This is a genomic window from Roseateles sp. DAIF2, assembly GCF_015624425.1.
Classification (GTDB): Bacteria; Pseudomonadota; Gammaproteobacteria; order Burkholderiales; family Burkholderiaceae_C; genus Kinneretia.
Genome location: NZ_CP049919.1, coordinates 4,992,768 through 5,012,487, shown reverse-complemented (window position 1 = coordinate 5,012,487; position 19,720 = coordinate 4,992,768). Strand labels below are relative to the sequence as shown.

The window sequence follows — 19,720 nt, the reverse complement described above, 5'->3', positions numbered from 1 at the left end:
TCAGTGAATCCGCAGCGGCGTGCCGTCCTGGGCGTCGGCCTCGGTCAGCTCGCGCCAGGCTTCCTGCGACTGCTCGCGAGCGGCCTGCAGCTGCTGGCACAGCTCGAACACGCCCAGGCCGTCGGCCTCGCCCTGCACCTCGGGCGGCTGGGGCTCGACCGCCGGCAGCGGCAGGTCGGCCAGCGCGCCCAACAGCTCGAACAGCAGCTCCAGGCCCGGCTCGCCGGCGTCCAGCTGGCGCGCGGCGCCGAGGCTGCGGCACAGGTAGTAGCAGGCGCTGGCGGCGTCGTCGCAGCGGGCATGCTGCAGCGCGAGCTGCTCCAGGGCGGTGCTGCGCGCCGCCTGTTCCTCGGCCTCGCTGGGGCTGGTGTTGATCTCGGCCAGGGCCTGCCAGGCGGTATCGGTCTCGCTCATCGGCAGTTCATCGGCGGGCAACGCGTGGATCGGCATACAACAAGGCCTTCGTCTCTCATGCTTAGCGCAATGCTAGGCAGTGCGATGCGAAGAGCATGTCCCCTGTTCGGGGACATTTAGGGGCATTGTCGATGCTGGACGGCGGTTTGTGTGCAATTTGTCGCGCTTTGTGAAGCGGCTCAGCGCTTTTTCGTGGGGCGCACCCAACCCTTGATCGCCACCTGCTTGCCGCGCGCCACCGCCAACTCGCCCGGCTCGACCGGCTTGGTGATGGTCGAGCCGCCGCCGACCGTGGCACCGGCGCCGATCTCGATCGGGGCGACCAGCACGCAGTTGCTGCCCACATGCACATCGGCGCCGATCACCGTGCGGTGCTTGTTGGCGCCGTCGTAGTTGGCGGTGATCGAGCCGGCGCCGTAGTTGACGCGCTCGCCGACCGTGGCGTCGCCCAGGTAGGCCAGGTGATTCGCCTTGGCGCCCTTGGCCAGGGTCGAGTTCTTGACCTCGACGAAGTTGCCGATATGGACCTCGGCGCCCAGCTCGGCGCCGGGGCGCAGGCGGGCGAAGGGGCCGATCAGCGCGCCGGCGCCGACCGAGGCGCCCTGGGCCTCGCCGTCGATATGGGTGAACTCGTGGATGCGCGCGCCGGCGGCGATGCGGGCATTGCGGATCACGCTGTAGGCGCCGATCCGCACGCCGTCGCCCAGCTCGACCCGGCCCTCGAAGACGCAGCCGACGTCGATCTCGACATCCTGGCCGCAGACCAGGCTGCCGCGCAGGTCGAAGCGCGCCGGATCGGCCAGGCGCAGGCCATGCTGCTCCATCAGGCCCTCGGCTTGGCGGCGCTGGAAGCGGCGCTCCAGATCGGCCAGCTGCAGCGGGCTGTTGATGCCCAGCACCTCGGTCTCGTTGGCGGTCTTGACGCCGACCACCGGCACGCCCTCGGCCACCGCCATCGCGACGATGTCGGTCAGGTAGTACTCGCCCTGGGCATTGTTGTTGGAGAGCTGGCCGACCCAGCGCTTCAGCGCCGCGCTCGGGGCGGCCATGATGCCGGTGTAGCACTCGCGAATCTGGCGCTGCTCCGGGCTGGCGTCCTTGTGTTCGACGATGGCCTTGACCGCCTCGCCGTCGCGCAGGATGCGGCCGTAGCCGGTCGGGTCGCTGTAGTCGATGGTCAGCAGCACCAGGCGCTCGCCGCCGCAGGCCTCGACCAGCTGGCCGGTCGTGGCGGCGCTGATCAGCGGGGTGTCGCCGCTCAGGATCAGGGTGCTGCCGCTGTCGGGCAGGTGCGGCGCGACCTGCTGGATCGCATGGCCGGTGCCCAGCTGCGGCATCTGGCGCACGAAGGCTATGCCAGGGCCGCCAACGGCCGCCTCCACCTGCTCGGCGCCATGGCCGGTGATCACCAGGCGCTGCTGGGCGCCCAGCTCGGCCGTGGTGTCCAGCACATGGCGCAGCAGCGAACGGCCGGCCAGCTTGTGCAGCACCTTGGGCAGGGTGGACTTCATGCGGGTACCCTTGCCCGCGGCCATGATGACGATGTTCAGCGGCATAAAAGAAAAGCGGCTTCCAGATGGGAAGCCGCGATTATCGTTGGATGGCGTGACGGGCTTATTTGCCGGGCGGCAACTGCACGGTCACGTTGTGGGGCTGGGGCTTGGTCTGCGGGAAATCGACCATCGAGGCCTCGAACAGCGCGCCGATCAGGCTCAGGCTGCCCTGGGTGTTGCCGTCGTTGCTGGCGCGGGCCTCGTAGAGCGGTTCGTTGCTCCTGCGGTCGCGCAGCAGCAGGGCCACCTCGCGGTCATAGCGGCGCTCCATCATCGGATCCATCGGGTAGGGGTAGCCCCAGCGGCTGTAGTAGGGCCGCCAGGCCGGGCCATAGCGCCAATGGAAGTAGCTGCCGTTCCAGCGCCACCACAGCGGGTCGTCCCAGACCGCGTTGGCGCTGCGGCTGACGCGCACGCCGATCGAGACCAGCACATCGGCGCTCTTGGTATCGGCCGCGGCGGTGAAGCCGGCCTTTTCCAGCGCGGCGCGGGCGGCGTCCTCCAGCTCGGCCTGGCTCTTCTCGTTCTGCTGCTGCGAGGGCAGGCGCTCGAAGGCATAGCTGCCGGGCTGGCGACCGGCCGGCCAGCTGCCGAAACTCTGCGCATCGGCGCTGACGCTGTTCAGGGCGGCGCAGCCGCCCAGGCCCAGCAGGGCCGCGGCGCTCAGGCCGATCAGGGCCAGCCTTCGGGTGAGGGTGTTCATCGGGAGCCTCCTTCGTTGTGATGCGGATATCTCACCCAACGATTGTGGCCCCGCTTCGTTGACCCCGCGTGTGGCACTTGTAAAGCTGCGCGACAGGCGGCCGCGGCCGCTCAGTCCTCGTCGCGCACCAGCTTGATGACCGAGGGCGCCGCCTCGGTCGTGCCGCAATGCTCTTCCTCGTCGAAGGCGATGTCGCCGTCCGTGACCGGGGCGCCGGTGGCCTTGATGGTCTCGAAGGGGAAGAGCTGGCGGTCCATCATGTGCGAGGTGACGATATTGCCCATCGCGGTGAACATATTGTCGACCCGGCCCGGGAACTTCTTGTCCCAGTCCTGCAGCATGGCCTTGACGGTGGCGCGCTGCAGATTGGGCTGGCTGCCGCAGAGGTTGCAGGGAATGATCGGGAACTCGCGGTGCTCGGCCCAGCGCTCCAGGTCCGACTCGCGCACATAGGCCAGCGGGCGGATCACGACGTTCCTGCCGTCGTCGCTGACCAGCTTGGGCGGCATGCCCTTCATGCGGCTGCCGAAGAACATGTTCAGCATCAGGGTGGTGACGATGTCGTCGCGGTGGTGGCCCAGCGCGATCTTGGTCGCGCCCAGCTCGCCGGCGACGCGGTAGAGGATGCCGCGGCGCAGGCGCGAGCACAGGCTGCAGGTGGTCTTGCCCTCGGGCACCAGGCGCTTGACGATCGAGTAGGTGTCCTGCTCCTCGATATGGAACTCGACGCCGCGCGACTTCAGGTAGGCCGGCAGCACGTCCTCGGGGAAGCCGGGCTGCTTCTGGTCCAGGTTGACCGCGACGAGGTCGAACTTGATCGGCGCGCGGTCGCGCAGATTGATCAGGATGTCCAGCAGCGAGTAGCTGTCCTTGCCGCCGGAGACGCAGACCATCACCTTGTCGCCGTCCTCGATCATGTTGAAGTCGGCGATCGCCTGGCCCACCTGGCGGTGCAGGCGCTTGCTGAGCTTGTTCATCTCATGCGCGTGCTTCTTCTCGGCGGCGGCGGCCAGTTCGGCGTCGGGGGTCAGGAGTTCGGTCGTCGTCATAACGTTCACCATTGGCCGCATTCGGCGGAGATTGCGACTTGGCAGTCGGGGAAGATTTCGAGCTTGGTCACCTTGATGCGCACGCCCACCACGCCCGGCACCTTCATCAGCCGGGTGCAGAGCTTGCCCAGCATCGCCTCCAGCAGGTCGGTGTGCTCGGCGGTGCATTCGTCGATGATGATGCTGCGCAGCTTGCGGTAGTCCAGCACATGGCCGATATCGGCGTCGCGCGAGACGATGGCCTGGGCGCCCAGGTTGACGTCGGCATCGACCTGGATCGGCTGCGGGCCCTCGCGCTCGAAGTCCAGCACGCCCAGGTTGGCGCCGAAGCGCAGGCCGGTGATGTGGATGATCTGGCGGTTGTTGCGGCGCAGCGCCAGCGGCGGCTGGCCCTCGCGCAGCGGGCGCAGGAAGGATTCGATCTGCTTGGCCGCGACGACGCCATCGCCCAGGGCGGTCTGCACGCTGGGATGCTGGCGGCCGCTGGCGTCGCCGGCCACGAACAGGCCCAGCGGCGCGAAGCGCGGCTCGTCGCGGAAGGGGTGCGAGGGCGCGGTGACGCCGGCGCGCTGCAGCGCATCGGCCACCAGCAGCCAGGCCGAGGGCTCGGCCTCGAAGCCCAGCAGCACCGCGACCTGGTCGAAGCGCTCCTCGCCATGGCGCTTGGAGAGCACGGCCACGCCCTCGGCGTCGGGCCTGAGCGCGCTCGGCAGCGGCTCGCGCGGGCGTTGCTCGAGCGCGGCGCCCAGGCCGTCCAGGCGCTCGACCAGGGCCTGCTGGGCGCGCCAGTCGCTGCGCGACCAGAGCGTCACACGGTGGCCGCGGGCCTGCAGGTAGAGCGCGTTCTCGGCCGCGTTGTCGCCGCCGCCCAGCAAGAGGGTGCGGCCCGGCGGCAGCTCGGCGCGGCGCTGGGTCAGGCCCTGGGCGTCCAGCACGCGCGGATGGGCCGGCGCGCCCTCGGGGAAATAGGGGGTGGGGCGCTGCGGCCGCAGGCCGGTGGCCAGTAGCAGCGTGCGCGCCGCCAGGTCCTGGCCGCCGTCCAGGCGCAGGCGCCAGCCCTCGCCGGCGTTCCAGTCCAGGTGTTCGGCGCGCCGGCCCAGCAGCAGGGTCAGGCCGGGCTGGGCGGCGGTCTGGGCCGCATAGGCATCACCCAGCGCGGCCAGGGTCTGGCCCGGTGCGCCCAGCACCCAGTCCTGGTCGAAGTCCAGGTACTGCAGCGCGGCGCACAAGCGCGGCGCGCGCTCGACCAGGGCCACGCTCAGGCCCAGCTGCGCCAGCCAGCTGGCCGCGCTGCAGCCAGCCGGGCCGCCGCCGAGGATGGCGACGTCGACAAGGGCGGGCGGCAGGGACTGCGGGTCGGACATGGTGGGGCGCAAGGAGGTGGGAATGCGGGGCGAACCCGCGATTATCCCAAACCGCCCGTGGCCGAGCGTTTTGCCCGGAATTGCGCCCCGAAAGCGTGACCTCAGTAGTTGTAGGTCACGATCACGCCGGCCTGCGGCGCGGTCTTGCGCAGCGCCAGCGGGCTCTTGCCGGCGTCGCCCAGCAGGTGGGTGGCGCCGATCGAGCCGATGATGCCCCAGCGCTTGTCGATCTGGCGGTGCCAGGCCAGGCTCACATCGGCCTGGTAGAAGCCGGACTTGGGCGCGTAGAGCTTGTAGCCGGAAGCGGCCGACTGGGCCGCGGTGACGCCGAAATAGGTGCGCAGGTACTTGGTGTCGCCGTAGCTGGCGCTGGCGTCGAGCGAGAAGCTGTCCTTGTCGGTCTCGAACAGCTTGATGCTGCTGCCCAGGTGCAGGGCGCGGCCGTTGTCGCGGTTGGTCAGCGGCAGCTCCAGGGTGGCGCTCAGGCCGACCCGGTCATGCACCTGGTAGCCGACGTTCAGCAGGCCCACGGCCGAGGACTTGATCTTGCCCATGCCGCGCAGCTCCTTGCTGCCCTTGTTGCCGCCGATGCCGCTCTTCCCGTCCTTCTCGTCGCGGTCGCCGCGGGCATGCAGGGCCAGGCTGTACTTGAAGTTGCCAATGTCCGAGCCCCAGCCCAGGCCGCGCATGGTGCTGGCGAAGAAGCCGCTGTGGTGCTGGTAATCGGCCAGCAGGATCGGGCCGACCTGGTTTTCCTTCGAGCCCATGAAACGGGGGCCGACGCCGAGGCCGGCGCCCAGGGTGAAGGTGGATTCATCCCCCTTGGCCGCGGATCCACCGGGGCCGAGCTGGGCCATGGCGGTCTGCGACAGGGAGCCCAGGGTGGCCAGGGCGACGAGATTCAGGCCGGATGACAGGGAACGAAGCTTCTTCATGGGTGTTGAGCAAAGAGCGGGCTGCGACGGCATCCCGAGGCTTCGCATGCTGGGCGGCGCTGCTGAAGCCCTTCTTTGTCATTCATGAAGATTGGCTTAAATGGCAGGGGTATGACCTATGACATGGGTGGTGACCGATCTCATACTGCCGGCCTAGGGAAATCCCGGGCATGTGTGCCGGCATCGGGGAGGATATGAAACTGCTATTGGTTGAAGACGACCTGGACCTGGGCAACGGGGTGCGCATCGCCCTGGGCGACCAGGGGGTCAATGTGGTGTGGGTGCGGCGTCTGACCGACGCGCTGCTTGCGATCGAGGACGAGGCGTTGGACATGGTGCTGCTGGACCTGGGCTTGCCCGACGGCGACGGCCTGGCGCTGCTGCGCCGGCTGCGCAAGCGGCCGCATCCGCTGGCCGTGATCATCCTGAGCGCGCGCGACGCGCTGCAGGACCGGCTCAGCGGCCTGGACGAGGGCGCGGACGACTACCTGGTCAAGCCCTTCGCGCTGGCCGAGCTGCTGTCGCGCGTGCGCGCGCTGGCGCGCCGCAGCGGCCTGCTGACCGAGGAGGGCCTGCAGGTGCGCGGCCTGTCGCTGCACGAGCCGACGCGCCGCGTCGGCCTGCATGGCGAGCCGGTGCGGCTGTCGCGCTGCGAGTTCGACCTGCTGGCCCTGCTGCTCAAGCGCATGGGCCGGGTGCTGACCCGCCAGGTGCTGGAGGAGCAGGTGCTGCCGGGCGGCGCGGCCAACGAGAGCAATGCGCTGGACGTGCATATCTCCAACCTGCGCCGCAAGATCGGCCCCGGCTATATCCGCACGGTGCGCGGCGTCGGCTATGTGATCGACGCCAACACCCAGGGGGCGTTCTGAGGCGCCATCTGCGGCGCGCCTGGCTGCGGCTGAGCCAGCCCTCGCTGATGCGCCGGCTGCTGCTGGCGCAGATGGCGGTCCTGACTCTGCTGTGGGTGCTGGCCCTGACCCTGGTGCTTTGGGAGGCGCACAAGGGCAATGGCGTGCTGGACAGCGAGCCGATCTACGAGTCGGTGCTGACCGTGGCCCAGGACCTGGTCGACCATCCCGAGCGGCTGCAGCACAGCCTGCGCGCGATGGACCGGGCGATCCGCGCCGGCTACGGCACCGACGCCGACGACACCGCCTTCTCGCCCACCCTGCTGCTGTGGCATGGCGACCATCTGCTCTACCGCTCGCCCAACGGCGCGCCGGTGATGCACAACAGCCAGATCGGTGAGGCCGAGTACCTGAACGTCGACGGCCTGAGCTGGCTGGCCCGCACCGTCGCCAGCGAGGATGGCGAGCTGCTGCTGACCATGGTGATCCCGGGCTTCCAGCAGATGGCGCTGACCGTCAACTCGCGCGGCTACTTCATCGTGCCGCTGGTGATCAGCCTGCCCTTTCTGATCCTGCCGGCCTGGTGGTCGGTGCGGGTGGCGCTGCGACCCTGGGCCAAGCTCAGCGCCGACATCGCCGCGCGCGGTCCGCGCGACCTGCAGCCGCTGCGGGGCGCGCCGCGGCATCAGGAGCTGCGCCCGCTGGTGCAGGCGCTGAACCGGCTGCTGGCGCGGCTGCGCGCCGGCACGCAGCGCGAGCGCAACCTGATCGCCGATGCCGCCCATGAGCTGCGCACGCCGCTGGCGGCGATGCGCATCAATGTCGAGGCCCTGCGCGAGCAGAGCGGGCAGCGCGAGCTGATGGACAACCTGCTGCGCAGCAACGAGCGCGCGACCCGCCTGGTCGGCCAGCTGCTGCGCCTGATGCGCAGCGACGCGGCGCAGGACGGCACGCCGATGGCAGCACTGGCGCTGGACTCGCTGCTGCAGGACCGGCTGGCGCGGCTGGAGGGGCTGGCGCGCAGCAACGGCGTGGAGCTGGAGCTGGACTGCACGCCGGGCCTGTCGGTGCAGGGTGAGCTCGAGAGCCTGGAATCGCTGATCGACAACCTGGTGGACAACGCGATCAAGTACAGCCCACCGGGAGGCGTCGTCAGTGTCGTGCTGTCGCGCGTCGGCCGCTTCGCGCGGCTGGAGGTCTGGGACGAGGGCCCGGGCATCGAGGCGGCCTGGCGCGACCGGGTGTTCGACCGCTTCTTCCGCGTGCCCGATCAGAACAAGAGCGGCTCGGGCCTGGGCCTGGCCATCGTCAAGTCGGTGGCGCTGAAACATCGCGGCCGGATCGAGCTGGCCGAGGGGCGCCGGGGGCCGGGCCTGTGCGTGCGGGTGCATCTGCCGCTGGTTGCGGCCTGACGAGGGCGCGCCAGGCCCGCCAGCCCAGCAGCAGGGCCAGGATCGCGCCGTAGACGGCGGGCTCGGCAAAGTCGTTCTTGCCGGCCCGCATCCAGATGAAATGCGCCAGCGCGACCAGGGCCAGGCCGTAGACCGCCTTGTGCAGGGTCTGCCAGCGCCGGGCACCGAGCGCCTTGATCGCGCGGTTGAAGCTGGTCGCGGCCAGCGGCAGCATCAGGGCCCAGGCCGTGAAGCCCATCAGAATGAAGGGGCGCTTGGCGATGTCGCGCGCGATCTCGGTCGGGTCCAGCCCCTGGTCCAGCCAGCCATAGGCCAGCAGATGCAGGCTGGCATAGAAGAAGGCATAGAGGCCCAGCATGCGCCGAAAGCGCGCCAGCGCCGGCCGCTTCAGCAGCAGCCGCGCCGGCGTCACCGCCAGGGTCAGGCACAGGAAGCGCAGCGCCCAGTCGCCCAGGCCGCGGATCAGCGCCTCGGCCGGGTTCGCGCCCAGGGTGTCGGCCACCGCGCCCCACAGCAACTGCGCGAAGGGCAGCAGGCAGGCGACGAAGAGCAGGACCTTGGCGGCCGGATGCAGCAGCCAGGAGGAGCGTGTCGGCGGTGCCACCTCAGTAGTTCGCTTTCAGGTCCATGCCGGTGTAGAGCTGGCCGACCTGGGCCTCGTAGCCATTGAACATCAGCGTGGGACGCTTCTTCGCGAACAGGCCGTCCTCGCCGATGCGGCGCTCGGAGGCCTGGCTCCAGCGCGGGTGGTCGACCCTGGGGTTCACGTTCGAGTAGAAGCCGTATTCCTGCTGCGCGGCCTTGGTCCAGCTGGAGGTCGGTTGCTTCTCGACGAAGCGGATCTTGACGATGGACTTGGCCGACTTGAAGCCGTATTTCCAGGGCACGACCAGGCGCACCGGCGCGCCGTTCTGGTTCGGCAGCACATCGCCATACATGCCGAAGCCCAGCAGGGTCAGCGGGTGCATCGCCTCGTCCAGGCGCAGGCCCTCGACATAGGGCCAGGCCAGCACGCCGGAGCGCAGGCCCGGCATCTGCGCCTTGTCGGCCAGCGTGGTGAACTCGACGAACTTGGCCTTCGACGTCGGCTCCACCTTCTTGATCAGCTCGGCCAGCGAATAGCCGATCCAGGGGATCACCATCGACCAGCCCTCGACGCAGCGCAGCCGGTAGATGCGTTCCTCCATCGGTGCCAGCTTCAGCAGCGCATCGAGGTCATAGACGCCGGGCTTGGCCACCTCGCCCTCGATCGCCACCGTCCAGGGACGGGTCTTCAGCGTGTGGGCGCGCTGGGCCGGGTCGGCCTTGTCGGTGCCGAATTCGTAGAAGTTGTTGTAGCTGGTGGCGTCCTGGCGCGCGGTGGGTTTTTCCATCGTCAGCGCGCCAGGCAGCGCGCTCTTGACGCTGGGCAGGGCGGCCCGTGCCGACTCCAGGCCCAGGCCGGCCAGCGCGCCGCCGGCCATTAGTTTCAGCCAGTCGCGTCGGCCCTCGTAGAGGGCGCGCGGGGTGATCTCGGAGGACGCGATGCGTCCGTAGCGGTCGGGGTGGAGGAACATGGCAGGGACTCGTGCGGGAGGTTGGGGGGAGGAAGCGGAAGGGATCTTTTCTTGTCAGTCGCGGCCGGGGCTCAAAGCTTACGTCTGCGGCCGAATCCTTGGGTGGACCCGGGTTCCGGGCGCGGCCTAGAGGCTGAGAGTTTTTCGTCGCGAGCCGCCGTCAGGCTAGGCGGACGGCGCGCAGGAACCGGAACGTACTCCCTGTATGTGAGGATTCCGAGCACCGGCCAATGACGCATGGTGGTGGCGCAGTAGAAAAACTCTCAGCCGAAGGTGAAGGCATAGACCTGGGCGCCAGGATCCAGAAATTCGATCTCGAACAGGCGCTCGCGGCTGTTGCCCTGGCGCACCAGCTGGTACAGGCGCTGCGCATCGGCCCGACCCAGGCCCTGGGCGTCGATGTCGCTGCCATGGTCCGGGCCCGGCGGGCGGCCGTCCAGCCGCACCCGAAAGCGCAGCGGCCGGCCGTCCTCGCCCGGGCCCAGCACCAGGTGCAGGTCGCGCGCATGAAAGCGCAGCGCGATACGCCCGTTCGGGCCGCGCAGCAGCGCGCGCTCGGCCTCCACCCGCCAGGGTCCGCCGCTCAGCGCCCATTGGTGCAGGCGCAGGGCCGGTGCGGCCGGGTAGGGCCGGTCCTGGTCCGGCCACAGCCCGCCGGGCGTGGCGAAGCCGCCCGCGGCGCGCGCATGGCCCAGATAGACCTCGCCGGACAGCGCGGGGCCGGCGCCGGCCGCTGCCTGGGTGCCCTGGCCCTGCGGCCGCACCAGCCCCGCCGGCGCGGCCCGGCCGGCCTCGGCCAGCAGCTGCTGGAGCATGCGCTCGGCGGCCTCGTAGCCGCCCTCGCCGAACTGATGGTGGCGGATGCGGCCCTGCGCGTCGACAAAGTAGAACGCCGGCCAGTAGCGGTTCCCGAAGGCGCGCCAGATCGCGTAGTTGTTGTCCAGCGCGACCGGGAAGTCGATGCCCAGGTCCCGCACCGCGCGCGCCACATTCGCCTCGCGCTGCTCGAAGGCGAACTCGGGCGTGTGCACGCCCAGCACCAGCAGGCCGGCCTCGCGGTACTTCTCGGCCCAGGCGCGCAGATGGGGCAGGGTGCGCAGGCAGTTGATGCAGGAATAGGTCCAGAAGTCCACCAGCACCACCTTGCCACGCAGCTGCTGCGGGCCCAGCGGCGGGCTGTTGAGCCAGCCGCTCGCGCCGGCCAGCGCGGCCAGCGGCGCGGTGGCGTTGTCCGCGTTGCGCATCGCGACGAGGCCGGCGGGTTCGTCCAGTCTGCTCGGCGTCAGCCGGTCCAGCAGCGCCTGCTCGAGCGCGACGGCGCTGCCGCCGCTCCCAAGCGAGAGGCGCGCCAGCACTCCGGTGTCCAGCCCCGCGGCGATCGCCGCCACGCCGGCCAGCACCGCCAGGCCGCTGGTGCGGCGCAGCACCTCGGAGGCGCGCAGCGAGGCCCGCGTCAGCCGGGCGGAGAGCCGGCCGCCCAGCAGCCGGGCGAGCGCCAGCGCACTGGCCGCGCCGGCGGCATAGGCCAGGAACGGCAGCGCGCTGCCGAGGCTCGCGCCCTGCAGCGCGGCGCCGCCCAGCAGCAGGCCGAGGATGGGCCCCGCGCAGGGCGCCCACAGCAGGCCGGTGGCCAGGCCCAGCAGCAGCGGCGCTGCGTTGGCCGCGGCCTCGAGCCGCGCGCCCAGGGCCGCGAAGGGTTGGCCAAGCCAGCTGGCCAGGCGCGGCCACAGCAGGGCGAGCCCGAACAGCGCCAGCAGGCCCAGCGCGAGCTGGCGCCCGCCCTGATGCAGCGAGGCGACCCAGCTCCCGCCCAGGGCGGCCAGCGAGGCCGCGGCGCCGAAGGCCAGCACCATGCCGGCCAGCAGCGGCAGGCCATGCGCGCGGAAGGGCCGGCCGGCCCGGGCGAAAACGAAGGGCAGCACCGGCAGGATGCAGGGGCTCATGAGGGTCAGCAGGCCGCCCAGATAGGCGAGGAGCAGCAGGGTGGGCATGGCGCGTGGTGTCCTCGCGGCGCGGCCGCGATGGTGATCGGATGGGAGCGATGGGGGAGAAGGCGGGTGCTCAGCCCTCGGGCGGGGCGCCACCGACCGCCAGGGTCAGGCGCGCCTCCAGGCCGCCGCCCTCGCGGGGGCGCAGTTCCAGCCGCGCGCCCATCGCCACCGCCAGCTGCTGCGCGATCGCCAGGCCCAGGCCGGTGCCGCCGGTGCCGCGGTTGCGCGAGCCCTCCAGGCGGTAGAAGGGCTTGAGCACGGCCTCCAGCTGATCGGCCGGGATGCCCGGCCCGCGGTCCAGCACCGCCAGCACCAGATGGCCGGCCGCGTCCGGCCGCACCAGCATCGCCACCTCGCCGTCGCCGCCGAATTTCAGCGCGTTGTCCAGCAGGTTGGCCAGGATGCGGCGCAGCGCCTGCGGCCGCGTCACCAGGGGGCGGCCGGCGCGGCCGTCGAGCCGCACCGGCTGGCCCGCGTCCTCGTAGTCGGCCACGATGCTTTCCAGCAGCGCGTCGAGATCGGTGGGGCAGGGCGGCTCGGCGGCGCCATGCAGAGTGCGGGCATAGGTGACGCCTTCGCGCACCAGGGCCTGCATCGCGTCCAGGTCCTGGCCCAGCTTGCGGCGCTCCTCGCCCGGCTCCATCAGCTCGGTGCGCAGGCGCATGCGGGTGATCGGCGTCTGCAGGTCGTGCGAGATCGCGGCCAGGATCTCGACCCGCTCGTCCATATAGCTGGCGATGCGGCGTTGCATCGCGTTGAAGGCGCGCGCGGCGTCGGCCACCTCGGTCGGGCCGTCCTCGGCGAGCGCGCGGGCCTTCAGGTCCGGCCCCAGGCCATCGGCCGCGGCGGCCAACTGGGCCAGCGGGCGCGTCACGATGCGCACCGCGATCCAGGCGCAGGCGGCCAGCACCAGCAGCTGCGTCAGCAGCAGCCAGGGCACCCAGCCCGGCAGCGGCATGCCGACCCGCCGCGCATGCACCAGCAGCGGGCTGGCATCGCTCAGCCGCAGCTCGATCTGCAGCCGGTCCGCGCTGCCCGGCGGCTGGGTGCTGCGCAGCACCTCGAAGGGCTGGACCGCCTCGGCGATGGCGCGCACGAAGGGCAGCGCCGCCGCCTCGATGTCGGTCGAGCCGGCGGCGCGGGCGCCGAGCTCGAAGCGGTAGTTGCGCCGCTCCAGCCGGGCCAGCCAGGCGCCGCGTTCGGCGGCGGGCAGGCGGTCGAGCAGGGCGACCGAGCTGGCGATGTCGCGCTCGATGCCGGCCATCATCAGCTGGCGCAACGCCTGGCCGCGCTCGTACTGGATCGCCGCGAAGGTCAGGCCCTGCGCGATCGCCAGGCCGACGACGATCAGCAGGGTGACCCGCGCGAACAGGCTGCGCGGCACCAGCCGGCGCGGCAGGGGGATGGCGGTTGCAAAGGGGGCGAGGCTGGACATGGCGCGTTTATAGGGCCTGCGCCGCGGCGGCGGGCTGCCGCTTTGTATGCCACTGTGTCCGGCGCGGCCCGGCACATGCAAGCATGCAAATCCGCGGCCCCGGTCGGGGCTCGGCCCGGCCGCAGCGACTACAGTGCAGGCCCATGAGCACCGCCGATGTCCCCGACCATGTCCTCATCGTCGACGACGACCGCGAGATCCGCGAGCTGCTGAGCACCTATCTGGCCAAGCAGGGCCTGCGCGCCACCACGGTGCCCAGCGGCCGGCATATGCGGGCCGCGCTGGAGGAGGCCGGCCCCTTCGACCTGATCATCCTGGACCTGATGCTGCCCGGCGAGGACGGCCTGGCGCTGTGCCGCGACCTGCGCGCCGGCAAGCACAAGGCCATGCCCATCCTGATGCTGACCGCCCGCGACGAGGAGGCGGACCGCATCCTGGGCCTGGAGATGGGCGCGGACGACTATCTGACCAAGCCTTTTGCCGCGCGCGAGCTGCTGGCGCGCGTGCGATCGGTATTGCGCCGCACCCGCATGCTGCCGCCGAACATGCGCAGCGACAGCAGCAATGGCGAAGGAGCCCCGCAGATGCTGGGCTTCGGCGACTGGCAGGTCGACACCGCGGCGCGCCACCTGATCGACGCGCAGGGCGTGATGGTCTCGCTCAGCGGCGCCGAGTACCGGCTGCTGCGCGTCTTCCTCGACCATCCGCAGAAGGTGCTGAGCCGCGACCAGCTGTTGGGCCTGACCCAGGGCCGCGAGGCCGAGCTGTTCGAGCGCTCGATCGACCTGCTCGTCAGCCGCCTGCGCCAGCGCCTGCGCGACGATGCGCGCGAGCCGCGCTACATCAAGACGGTGCGCAGCGAGGGCTATGTGCTGTCGGCGGCGGTGAGGGCGGTGGGGTGAGGGGCGCTGCGATCGACAGGGGCTTCGTCGCAAGGGTGGAAGGTCGATTCGCGTGTTCTCCCACGCCCTCCTGACACGCTTCGACAGGGGGCTGCCATTACGCTGCGGTTGGGTCGCGACCATGGCCAAGAGCTTGGAATGTGTCGAAGTGACGACCCACCTTGCATCGAGCCTGTGGCCTCAAGAAGCCTTGCCGGGCTCACCTCAACTCCAGCCTCGAATGACCTCCCCTGCTTTTAACTCAACCCAGGTATCCGCCGCCGCTCTCGCCTGGACCTACGGCTGGGCCATCTCCCGCCACACCCAGGCCCCGGTGCAGCACGCCGGCTACCTGCAGGTGTCCGTCGGCAAGCCCGAGCAACTGACGCGCTATGTCCTGCCGCGGCTGGATCGCGAGCTGCTGCACAGACTTGTCTCCACCGAGGCCGCTCCCGGCACCTGGCTGAAGATCTGCGCGCCTCTCGAGCAGGTGGCGCCGCTGCTCTCGGAGCCATGGCAGATCCATGACCCGGAATTCCTGATGATGGCCGACTTGGCTGCTGATGCGGTGCCGGACATCGAGGGCTACCGCGTGCACACCGAGGCGGTGGGCGCGCTCGTGATCGCCAAGCTCGTTGACGACAGGACGGGGGAGCTCGCGGCCAGCGGCCAGGCCGCCCTCGATGGCTTGTTCGCGACCTTCGATCAGATCGTGACGGCCGAAACCCACCGACGAAAGGGCCTGGGCCGCTGCGTGATGGCAGCGCTGTCCAAGGGCGCGCTCGATCTCGGTGCGAAGCAGGGCGTGCTGGTGGCGACGCAGGCCGGTGCCGCGCTGTACACGGCGCTCGGCTGGTCCCTGGTCGCGCCGGTCACGGCCGCGTCGCTGCCTGTGGCGCGAACCGACGCCTAAGCGCTCAAGCGTCCGTGGGGCTACGCGAGGTGGCCGAGCGGCCGAAAAAGCTGTTTGCGCGTTGATTAATGATGCTGAGATGGTGATGGTCTGAGCGCAAGAGGGCGGGCAGACCTGCTGCTACGTGTCCCCCGGCCGCTTCGCGGCCTCCTCCTTGACCTCCGCATCAGGCCTACCCACCCTCCTGCTTGGCGCTGCGTCTGGCTTTCTTCGCGAACTACATGCGGTGGAGAAGCCGGGATGCGGGTGTGCGCAATTGCGCAGGTCAAGGAGGAGGGCCGCGTAAAGCGGCCCGGGGGACACGGAGCAATTGCGCACACCCACGTCCCGGCGCCACCCGGCTCTGCGTAGGGGCCATCCAGACCATGTCGGGAAAATCACAAGGCAGTGAACAAAGAGCCAAAGAAAAACGGGCCCGCAGGCCCGTTCTTTTGCTTCCGTCCTCAGAGCGTCCCGTAGGAATGCAGCCCCGAGAGGAACATATTGACGCCCAGGAAAGCGAAGGTGGTGACCACCAGGCCGACCAGGGCCCACCAGGAGGCCACCTGGCCGCGCAGGCCCTTCATCAGGCGCATGTGCAGCCAGGCCGCGTAGTTGAGCCAGACGATCAGGGCCCAGGTCTCCTTCGGGTCCCAGCTCCAGTAGCCGCCCCAGGCCTCGGCGGCCCAGAAGGCGCCCAGGATGGTGGCGATCGTGAAGAAGGCGAAGCCCAGCGCGATCGCCTTGTACATCAGGTCGTCCAGCAGCGGCAGCGCCGGCAGCCGCGCGGTCAGCTTGTCGCGCAGCGCGACGCAGACGGCGAAGAATGCCAGCACGCCGCCCATCTTGCGGGCCCAGCCATCCAGGCCGGCGATGGTCTCGGCGTTCAGGCCGGCGGCGCCGAAGCGCACCGCCAGGATCAGCGCGATCAGGCCCAGCGGCACGCCGATCAGGCCCACCAGCAGCGCGCGCTGGCTGGCGGTCTTCAGCAGATAGGCCAGGGCCACCATCGCGGCCATCGCAAAGGTGCCGTAGCCGACGAAGTTGGCCGGCACATGGATCTTCATCCACCAGCTCTGCAGCGCCGGCACCAGCGGCTGAATCTCATGCGCCTCGCGCGCCACCGTGTACCAGAGCAGGAATACCACCGCGGCGCTGATCACCAGCATCACATAGGCGCCCAGGGCGCGGGTCTTGAAGCGCTGCTCGTAGTAGAGATACATCAGCGCGGTCATCCAGGCGAACAGCACGAACACCTCGTAGAGGTTGCTGACCGGGATATGGCCGATGTCCGCCGCGATCTGGTGGCTCTCGAACCAGCGCACCATGGTGCCGACCAGGGCCATGAACACGGCGCCCCAGGCCAGGCGGGTGCCGATATGCTCGGCCGCGCTGTCGGCGCCGGCCCCGCTCTTGCTGAAGAATCCGCCCCAGTAGAACAGGGTGCTCATGAAGAACAGCAGGCTCATCCACAGGATCGCGCTCTGGCTGGACAGCAGGTATTTCAGCAGGAATACCCGCTCGGCCGCGGCCAGGTCGGCGCCGAAGGCGTCGGTGTTCTGGGTGTAGAGGCCGATCGCCAGCAGGCTGGTCGCGCCGACCAGCACGCAGAGGATGCGCAGCGGCTTCCAGAACCAGCCCAGCGCCACCAGGGCCGGCATCGAGCAGGCGAGGATGCCCTTCTCGTAGCCGTCCATCGAGGCGCCGTAGCGGGCGAAGGCGAAGGCGCCGCCGGCGAGAACCAGCAGGGCGAAGGTCCAGTCCTGCCAGTCGCGCTGGGCGAAATAGCCGCGGCGGCCGAGGGTGATGCTTGCGGTGGCGGTGTTCATGATGCTGTTGCTTGCTGATCGTCCTTCAGCACGGCCTGGGACAGGTGTGCGAACTCGCTGTCGGTATCGGGCGAGGCGCGGGTGCATGACAGGGCCATGCGCACCCGCGTGCCGCCATTGTGGATCGGCTCGAGCCAGATCCAAAGCCGGCGCTCCTTGATGTAGAGCATCGCGAACACGCCGATGATCAGCAACACCGCGCCCAGGTAGACCAGCTTCTGGCCCGGCGCGCGCGCCACCTGGAACACGCTGGCCTGGATCTGCGTGAAATCGGCCAGCTGCAGGATCACCGGTGCCGGGTAGAACATGCTGTCCGACAGGGCCAGCACGGCCTGGGTCATGAAGGTCTGGGTGGCCGGGCCGGGCTCGGGCAGGGGCCGGCCGGCCTGCTGATGGACCAGCTTGTAGAGCTCGAACAGGCTGCCGTTCAGGATGCGCAGCAGCACCTCGGAGACCCGGCCGCGTTCGGCCTCGGGCACCTCGCGCTCGATGAAGTTGGACAGCGCCGGCAGGCCGCCGACCGTCTTGTCGCCCGGCTTCACGCCCTCGGCGCCGGAGAACAGCGCCAGCGCGCGCTGCGCGGTGGCCTGCAGCTGCGGCGTCATCTGCGGCTTGTCGTTCGGCGTCGCGGCCTCGGCGTAGCGGCGCGCGGCGCGCTCGCGCAAGCCCGGGTCAGCCAGGGCCTGGCGCAGCTGCAGCCAGCCCTGCATTTCGCCCTGCGCGTCGACCGGGATGCGCAGGTAGCGGAAGGTCTCGGCAGGGGTGTCGCGCACGCCGGCCAGGAAGACCTTCTGGCCGTCCAGGTCGACCGGCAGCATGTAGTTGTTGTACTCGCGCGCCTGGCCGGCGGCGTCGCGCAGCTTGTAGCTGAAGGAGGGGCCGACGTTCTGCAGCGCCTTCTCGGTCTTGGTCTTGGCGCCGCTGCCCAGATGGGCCTGGACCGAGTCGATCAGGTCCACCTTGCGCACATCGGTGCCGCCCTCGGGGCCGGCGCCGCCCATGTTCTCGACGTTGATCACGCGCAGGCCGCTGAACTCCAGCGCCAGCTTCTCGTCGCCGTTGGACAGCGAGGTCGAGCCGCCGACCACGCCCTCGATCTCGAAGGCCGGCGCGGCGCTAGCCAGCGGCACCGCGCGCAGCTTCAGCTTGGAGCCGCCGTCGTCGAAGCTGCTCTGGTAGATCGCGATGCCCTCATGGATCAGCGGTTCGTTGACCTTGATCGTCGCCGCGCTGGTCTTGCCGCTGGCATGGTCGCGGATCGTCACCTCGCTGGCGAACAGCTTGGGCATGCCGGTCGAGTAGTACTCGACGATGAACTTCTTCAGCTCCACGTCGAAGGGCAGCTCCTGCAGCACGACGCCGTCCGGCATCGACAGGATCGCGGTGGCGGCGCGGCCGCCCTCGGGCACCATCAGATTGCCGCGGAAGCTCGGATTCGAGGTTGAGAGCCGGTGCTCGGGCCGCACCTCGCTGACCAGGCCACCGCCCTGGTAGACGCTCTTGCCCTGGGCCCACATCAGCGCGCGCACGAACAGGTCGCCGTCCAGCAGGCCACCCAGGCAGATCAGCACGATCGCGCCATGCGCGGCCAGGTAGCCGATCTTGTTGGCCGCGCCCTTGCGCGCCGCCACCATCGTGCCCTTCTCGCGGATCTGCGCCCTGGCCTTCCAGCCCTCGGCATCCAGCAGGGCCGAGACCTGGGCCATAGCCTGCTCGGGCGGCACCGGCAGCTGGCCGATCGCCTTGTGGTGGAAGGCCTGCAGCGACTTCTCGCGGATGTTTTCCTTGTAGCTCTTCAGGTCCGCGATGATCTTCGGCGTGTTGCGTGCGATGCACAGACTGGTCGAGATCACCAGGAAGGCCAGGATCAGCAGGAACCACCAGGCGCTGTAGACCGTGTAGAGGTCCAGCCGGCCGAACAGCTCGGACCAGAAGGGGCCGAATTGATTCACATAGTTGTTCAGCGGCTCGCGCTGCTTGACCACCGTGCCGATCACCGAGGCGATGCAGATCACCGTCAGCAGCGCGATCGCGAAGCGCATCGAGGACAGCAGCTCGTAGAGATCGCGCCAGGGGCTTGGGCGGGGCAGGGAGGATGAGGGGGTCTCGGACACGGTAGGGGCGCGGGCAGAAAGAAAAAAAGGCCGGAGCGATCGGCGCCGGCCTTTTTACAACAGAGGAGAGATCGGTGCGCGGGCGCGTCAGCGCAGGCCGGCGATGTAGTCGGATACTGCCTTGATCTCGCGGTCGTTCATCTTGGCGGCGATCGCGATCATCTGCGTGCTGTTGCCGCGGCCGGCGGCGCGGAAGGCGTTCAGCTGGGCCTCGGTGTAGTCGCTGTGCTGGCCGCCGATGCGCGGATACTGGGCCGGCATGCCGGCGCCGGTCGGGCTGTGACAGCTGGCGCAGGCCGGGATCTGGCGGTCGGCGATGCCGCCGCGGTAGATCTTCTCGCCCAGGGCCACCAGCTCCTTGTTCTTCGCGAAGCCGGGCTTGGCGGTCTTGGAGGCGTAGAAGGCCGCGACGTTCTTGATGTCGGCGTCGGACAGCGGCGCGGCCATGCCCTGCATCACCGCATTCTTGCGCTTGCCATCCTTGAACTCGTGCAACTGCTTGGCCAGGTAGTCGGCATGCTGGCCCTGCAGGATCGGGTTGGCGGGGCTGCCGCGCGAACCGTCGGCCGTGTGGCAGGCCGCGCAGATCTGCGTGGCGGTTGCCTGACCCTTGGCCAGATCCGGTTTTGCCGCGGCGGGCGCGTCGCTCGCCAGGGCCGCAGCGGCAAAGGTGAAGCCAGACAACAAGATAGCAGCAGTCTTCATGAGTTCTTTGGGTTGGGTAAGCGCAACTCGGGATTTTAC

The 19,720-nt window shown here is 69.9% G+C and carries 17 protein-coding genes and 1 pseudogene; 4 read left to right on the top strand and 14 right to left on the bottom strand.

Annotation, left to right across the window (positions count from 1 at the left end):
• The 7 genes and pseudogenes from G8A07_RS23100 to G8A07_RS23075 form a co-directional block, all read right to left on the bottom strand.
• On the bottom strand, positions 1-414 hold the full coding sequence (locus G8A07_RS23100; RefSeq protein WP_195794281.1) for a hypothetical protein: 414 nt from the start codon (positions 412-414) through the stop codon (positions 1-3).
• A 179-nt stretch (positions 415-593) separates the two neighbouring features.
• Positions 594-1,970 carry a bifunctional UDP-N-acetylglucosamine diphosphorylase/glucosamine-1-phosphate N-acetyltransferase GlmU gene (gene glmU / locus G8A07_RS23095; RefSeq protein WP_195794280.1) on the bottom strand — a complete coding sequence of 459 codons (1,377 nt, stop codon included), beginning with the start codon at positions 1,968-1,970 and terminating at the stop codon, positions 594-596.
• Between the two features lie 58 nt (positions 1,971-2,028).
• Positions 2,029-2,670 carry a DUF4136 domain-containing protein gene (locus tag G8A07_RS23090; RefSeq protein ID WP_195794279.1) on the bottom strand — a complete coding sequence of 214 codons (642 nt, stop codon included), beginning with the start codon at positions 2,668-2,670 and terminating at the stop codon, positions 2,029-2,031.
• Between the two features lie 110 nt (positions 2,671-2,780).
• Complete coding sequence (gene ttcA, locus G8A07_RS23085; RefSeq protein WP_249937110.1) at positions 2,781-3,719, bottom strand: tRNA 2-thiocytidine(32) synthetase TtcA; 939 nt, start codon at positions 3,717-3,719, stop codon at positions 2,781-2,783.
• A 5-nt stretch (positions 3,720-3,724) separates the two neighbouring features.
• Positions 3,725-4,093: a dihydroneopterin aldolase gene (locus G8A07_RS27975; protein ID WP_249937383.1), complete on the bottom strand. Its 369-nt coding sequence runs from the start codon at positions 4,091-4,093 to the stop codon at positions 3,725-3,727.
• Positions 4,094-4,333: 240 nt separating this feature from the next.
• A pseudogene (locus G8A07_RS27970) lies at positions 4,334-5,083 on the bottom strand (NAD(P)/FAD-dependent oxidoreductase); the annotation flags it as partial.
• 101 nt (positions 5,084-5,184) lie between these two features.
• Positions 5,185-6,018, bottom strand: coding sequence for a MipA/OmpV family protein (locus G8A07_RS23075; RefSeq protein ID WP_195794276.1), 834 nt, complete (start codon positions 6,016-6,018; stop codon positions 5,185-5,187).
• A 194-nt stretch (positions 6,019-6,212) separates the two neighbouring features.
• Between G8A07_RS23075 and G8A07_RS23070 the strand changes: the two genes are divergently transcribed.
• Both G8A07_RS23070 and G8A07_RS23065 read left to right on the top strand, forming a co-directional pair.
• Positions 6,213-6,887 (top strand): response regulator transcription factor, encoded by a 675-nt coding sequence (locus G8A07_RS23070; protein ID WP_195794275.1) that lies wholly within the window; start codon positions 6,213-6,215, stop codon positions 6,885-6,887.
• Between the two features lie 47 nt (positions 6,888-6,934).
• On the top strand, positions 6,935-8,278 hold the full coding sequence (locus G8A07_RS23065; protein WP_195794274.1) for an ATP-binding protein: 1,344 nt from the start codon (positions 6,935-6,937) through the stop codon (positions 8,276-8,278).
• Here G8A07_RS23065 and G8A07_RS23060 read toward each other — a convergent pair.
• The 4 genes from G8A07_RS23060 to G8A07_RS23045 form a co-directional block, all read right to left on the bottom strand.
• Positions 8,175-8,882: a sulfite oxidase heme-binding subunit YedZ gene (locus G8A07_RS23060; RefSeq protein WP_195794273.1), complete on the bottom strand. Its 708-nt coding sequence runs from the start codon at positions 8,880-8,882 to the stop codon at positions 8,175-8,177. The two genes, G8A07_RS23065 and G8A07_RS23060, sit on opposite strands and share 104 nt — an antisense overlap.
• A 1-nt stretch (position 8,883) precedes the next feature.
• On the bottom strand, positions 8,884-9,834 hold the full coding sequence (msrP, locus tag G8A07_RS23055; protein WP_195794272.1) for a protein-methionine-sulfoxide reductase catalytic subunit MsrP: 951 nt from the start codon (positions 9,832-9,834) through the stop codon (positions 8,884-8,886).
• A 263-nt stretch (positions 9,835-10,097) separates the two neighbouring features.
• Positions 10,098-11,825, bottom strand: coding sequence for a thioredoxin family protein (locus tag G8A07_RS23050; RefSeq protein ID WP_195794271.1), 1,728 nt, complete (start codon positions 11,823-11,825; stop codon positions 10,098-10,100).
• A gap of 70 nt (positions 11,826-11,895) precedes the next feature.
• On the bottom strand, positions 11,896-13,260 hold the full coding sequence (locus tag G8A07_RS23045; RefSeq protein ID WP_195794270.1) for an ATP-binding protein: 1,365 nt from the start codon (positions 13,258-13,260) through the stop codon (positions 11,896-11,898).
• A 143-nt stretch (positions 13,261-13,403) separates the two neighbouring features.
• On the opposite strand from G8A07_RS23045, the gene G8A07_RS23040 reads away from it, so the two are divergent.
• On the top strand, positions 13,404-14,162 hold the full coding sequence (locus G8A07_RS23040; protein WP_195794269.1) for a response regulator: 759 nt from the start codon (positions 13,404-13,406) through the stop codon (positions 14,160-14,162).
• Positions 14,163-14,283: 121 nt separating this feature from the next.
• Complete coding sequence (locus tag G8A07_RS23035; RefSeq protein WP_195794268.1) at positions 14,284-15,054, top strand: GNAT family N-acetyltransferase; 771 nt, start codon at positions 14,284-14,286, stop codon at positions 15,052-15,054.
• Between the two features lie 443 nt (positions 15,055-15,497).
• Here G8A07_RS23035 and ccsB read toward each other — a convergent pair whose 3' ends face one another.
• From ccsB to G8A07_RS23020, 3 genes are all read right to left on the bottom strand, one after another.
• Complete coding sequence (ccsB, locus tag G8A07_RS23030; RefSeq protein ID WP_195794267.1) at positions 15,498-16,862, bottom strand: c-type cytochrome biogenesis protein CcsB; 1,365 nt, start codon at positions 16,860-16,862, stop codon at positions 15,498-15,500.
• Positions 16,859-18,904, bottom strand: coding sequence for a cytochrome c biogenesis protein ResB (locus G8A07_RS23025; RefSeq protein ID WP_195797923.1), 2,046 nt, complete (start codon positions 18,902-18,904; stop codon positions 16,859-16,861). Before G8A07_RS23025 ends, ccsB begins: the two co-directional genes overlap by 4 nt.
• A gap of 159 nt (positions 18,905-19,063) precedes the next feature.
• Positions 19,064-19,681: a cytochrome c gene (locus tag G8A07_RS23020; RefSeq protein WP_195794266.1), complete on the bottom strand. Its 618-nt coding sequence runs from the start codon at positions 19,679-19,681 to the stop codon at positions 19,064-19,066.
• Between the last annotated feature and the right edge of the window lie 39 nt (positions 19,682-19,720).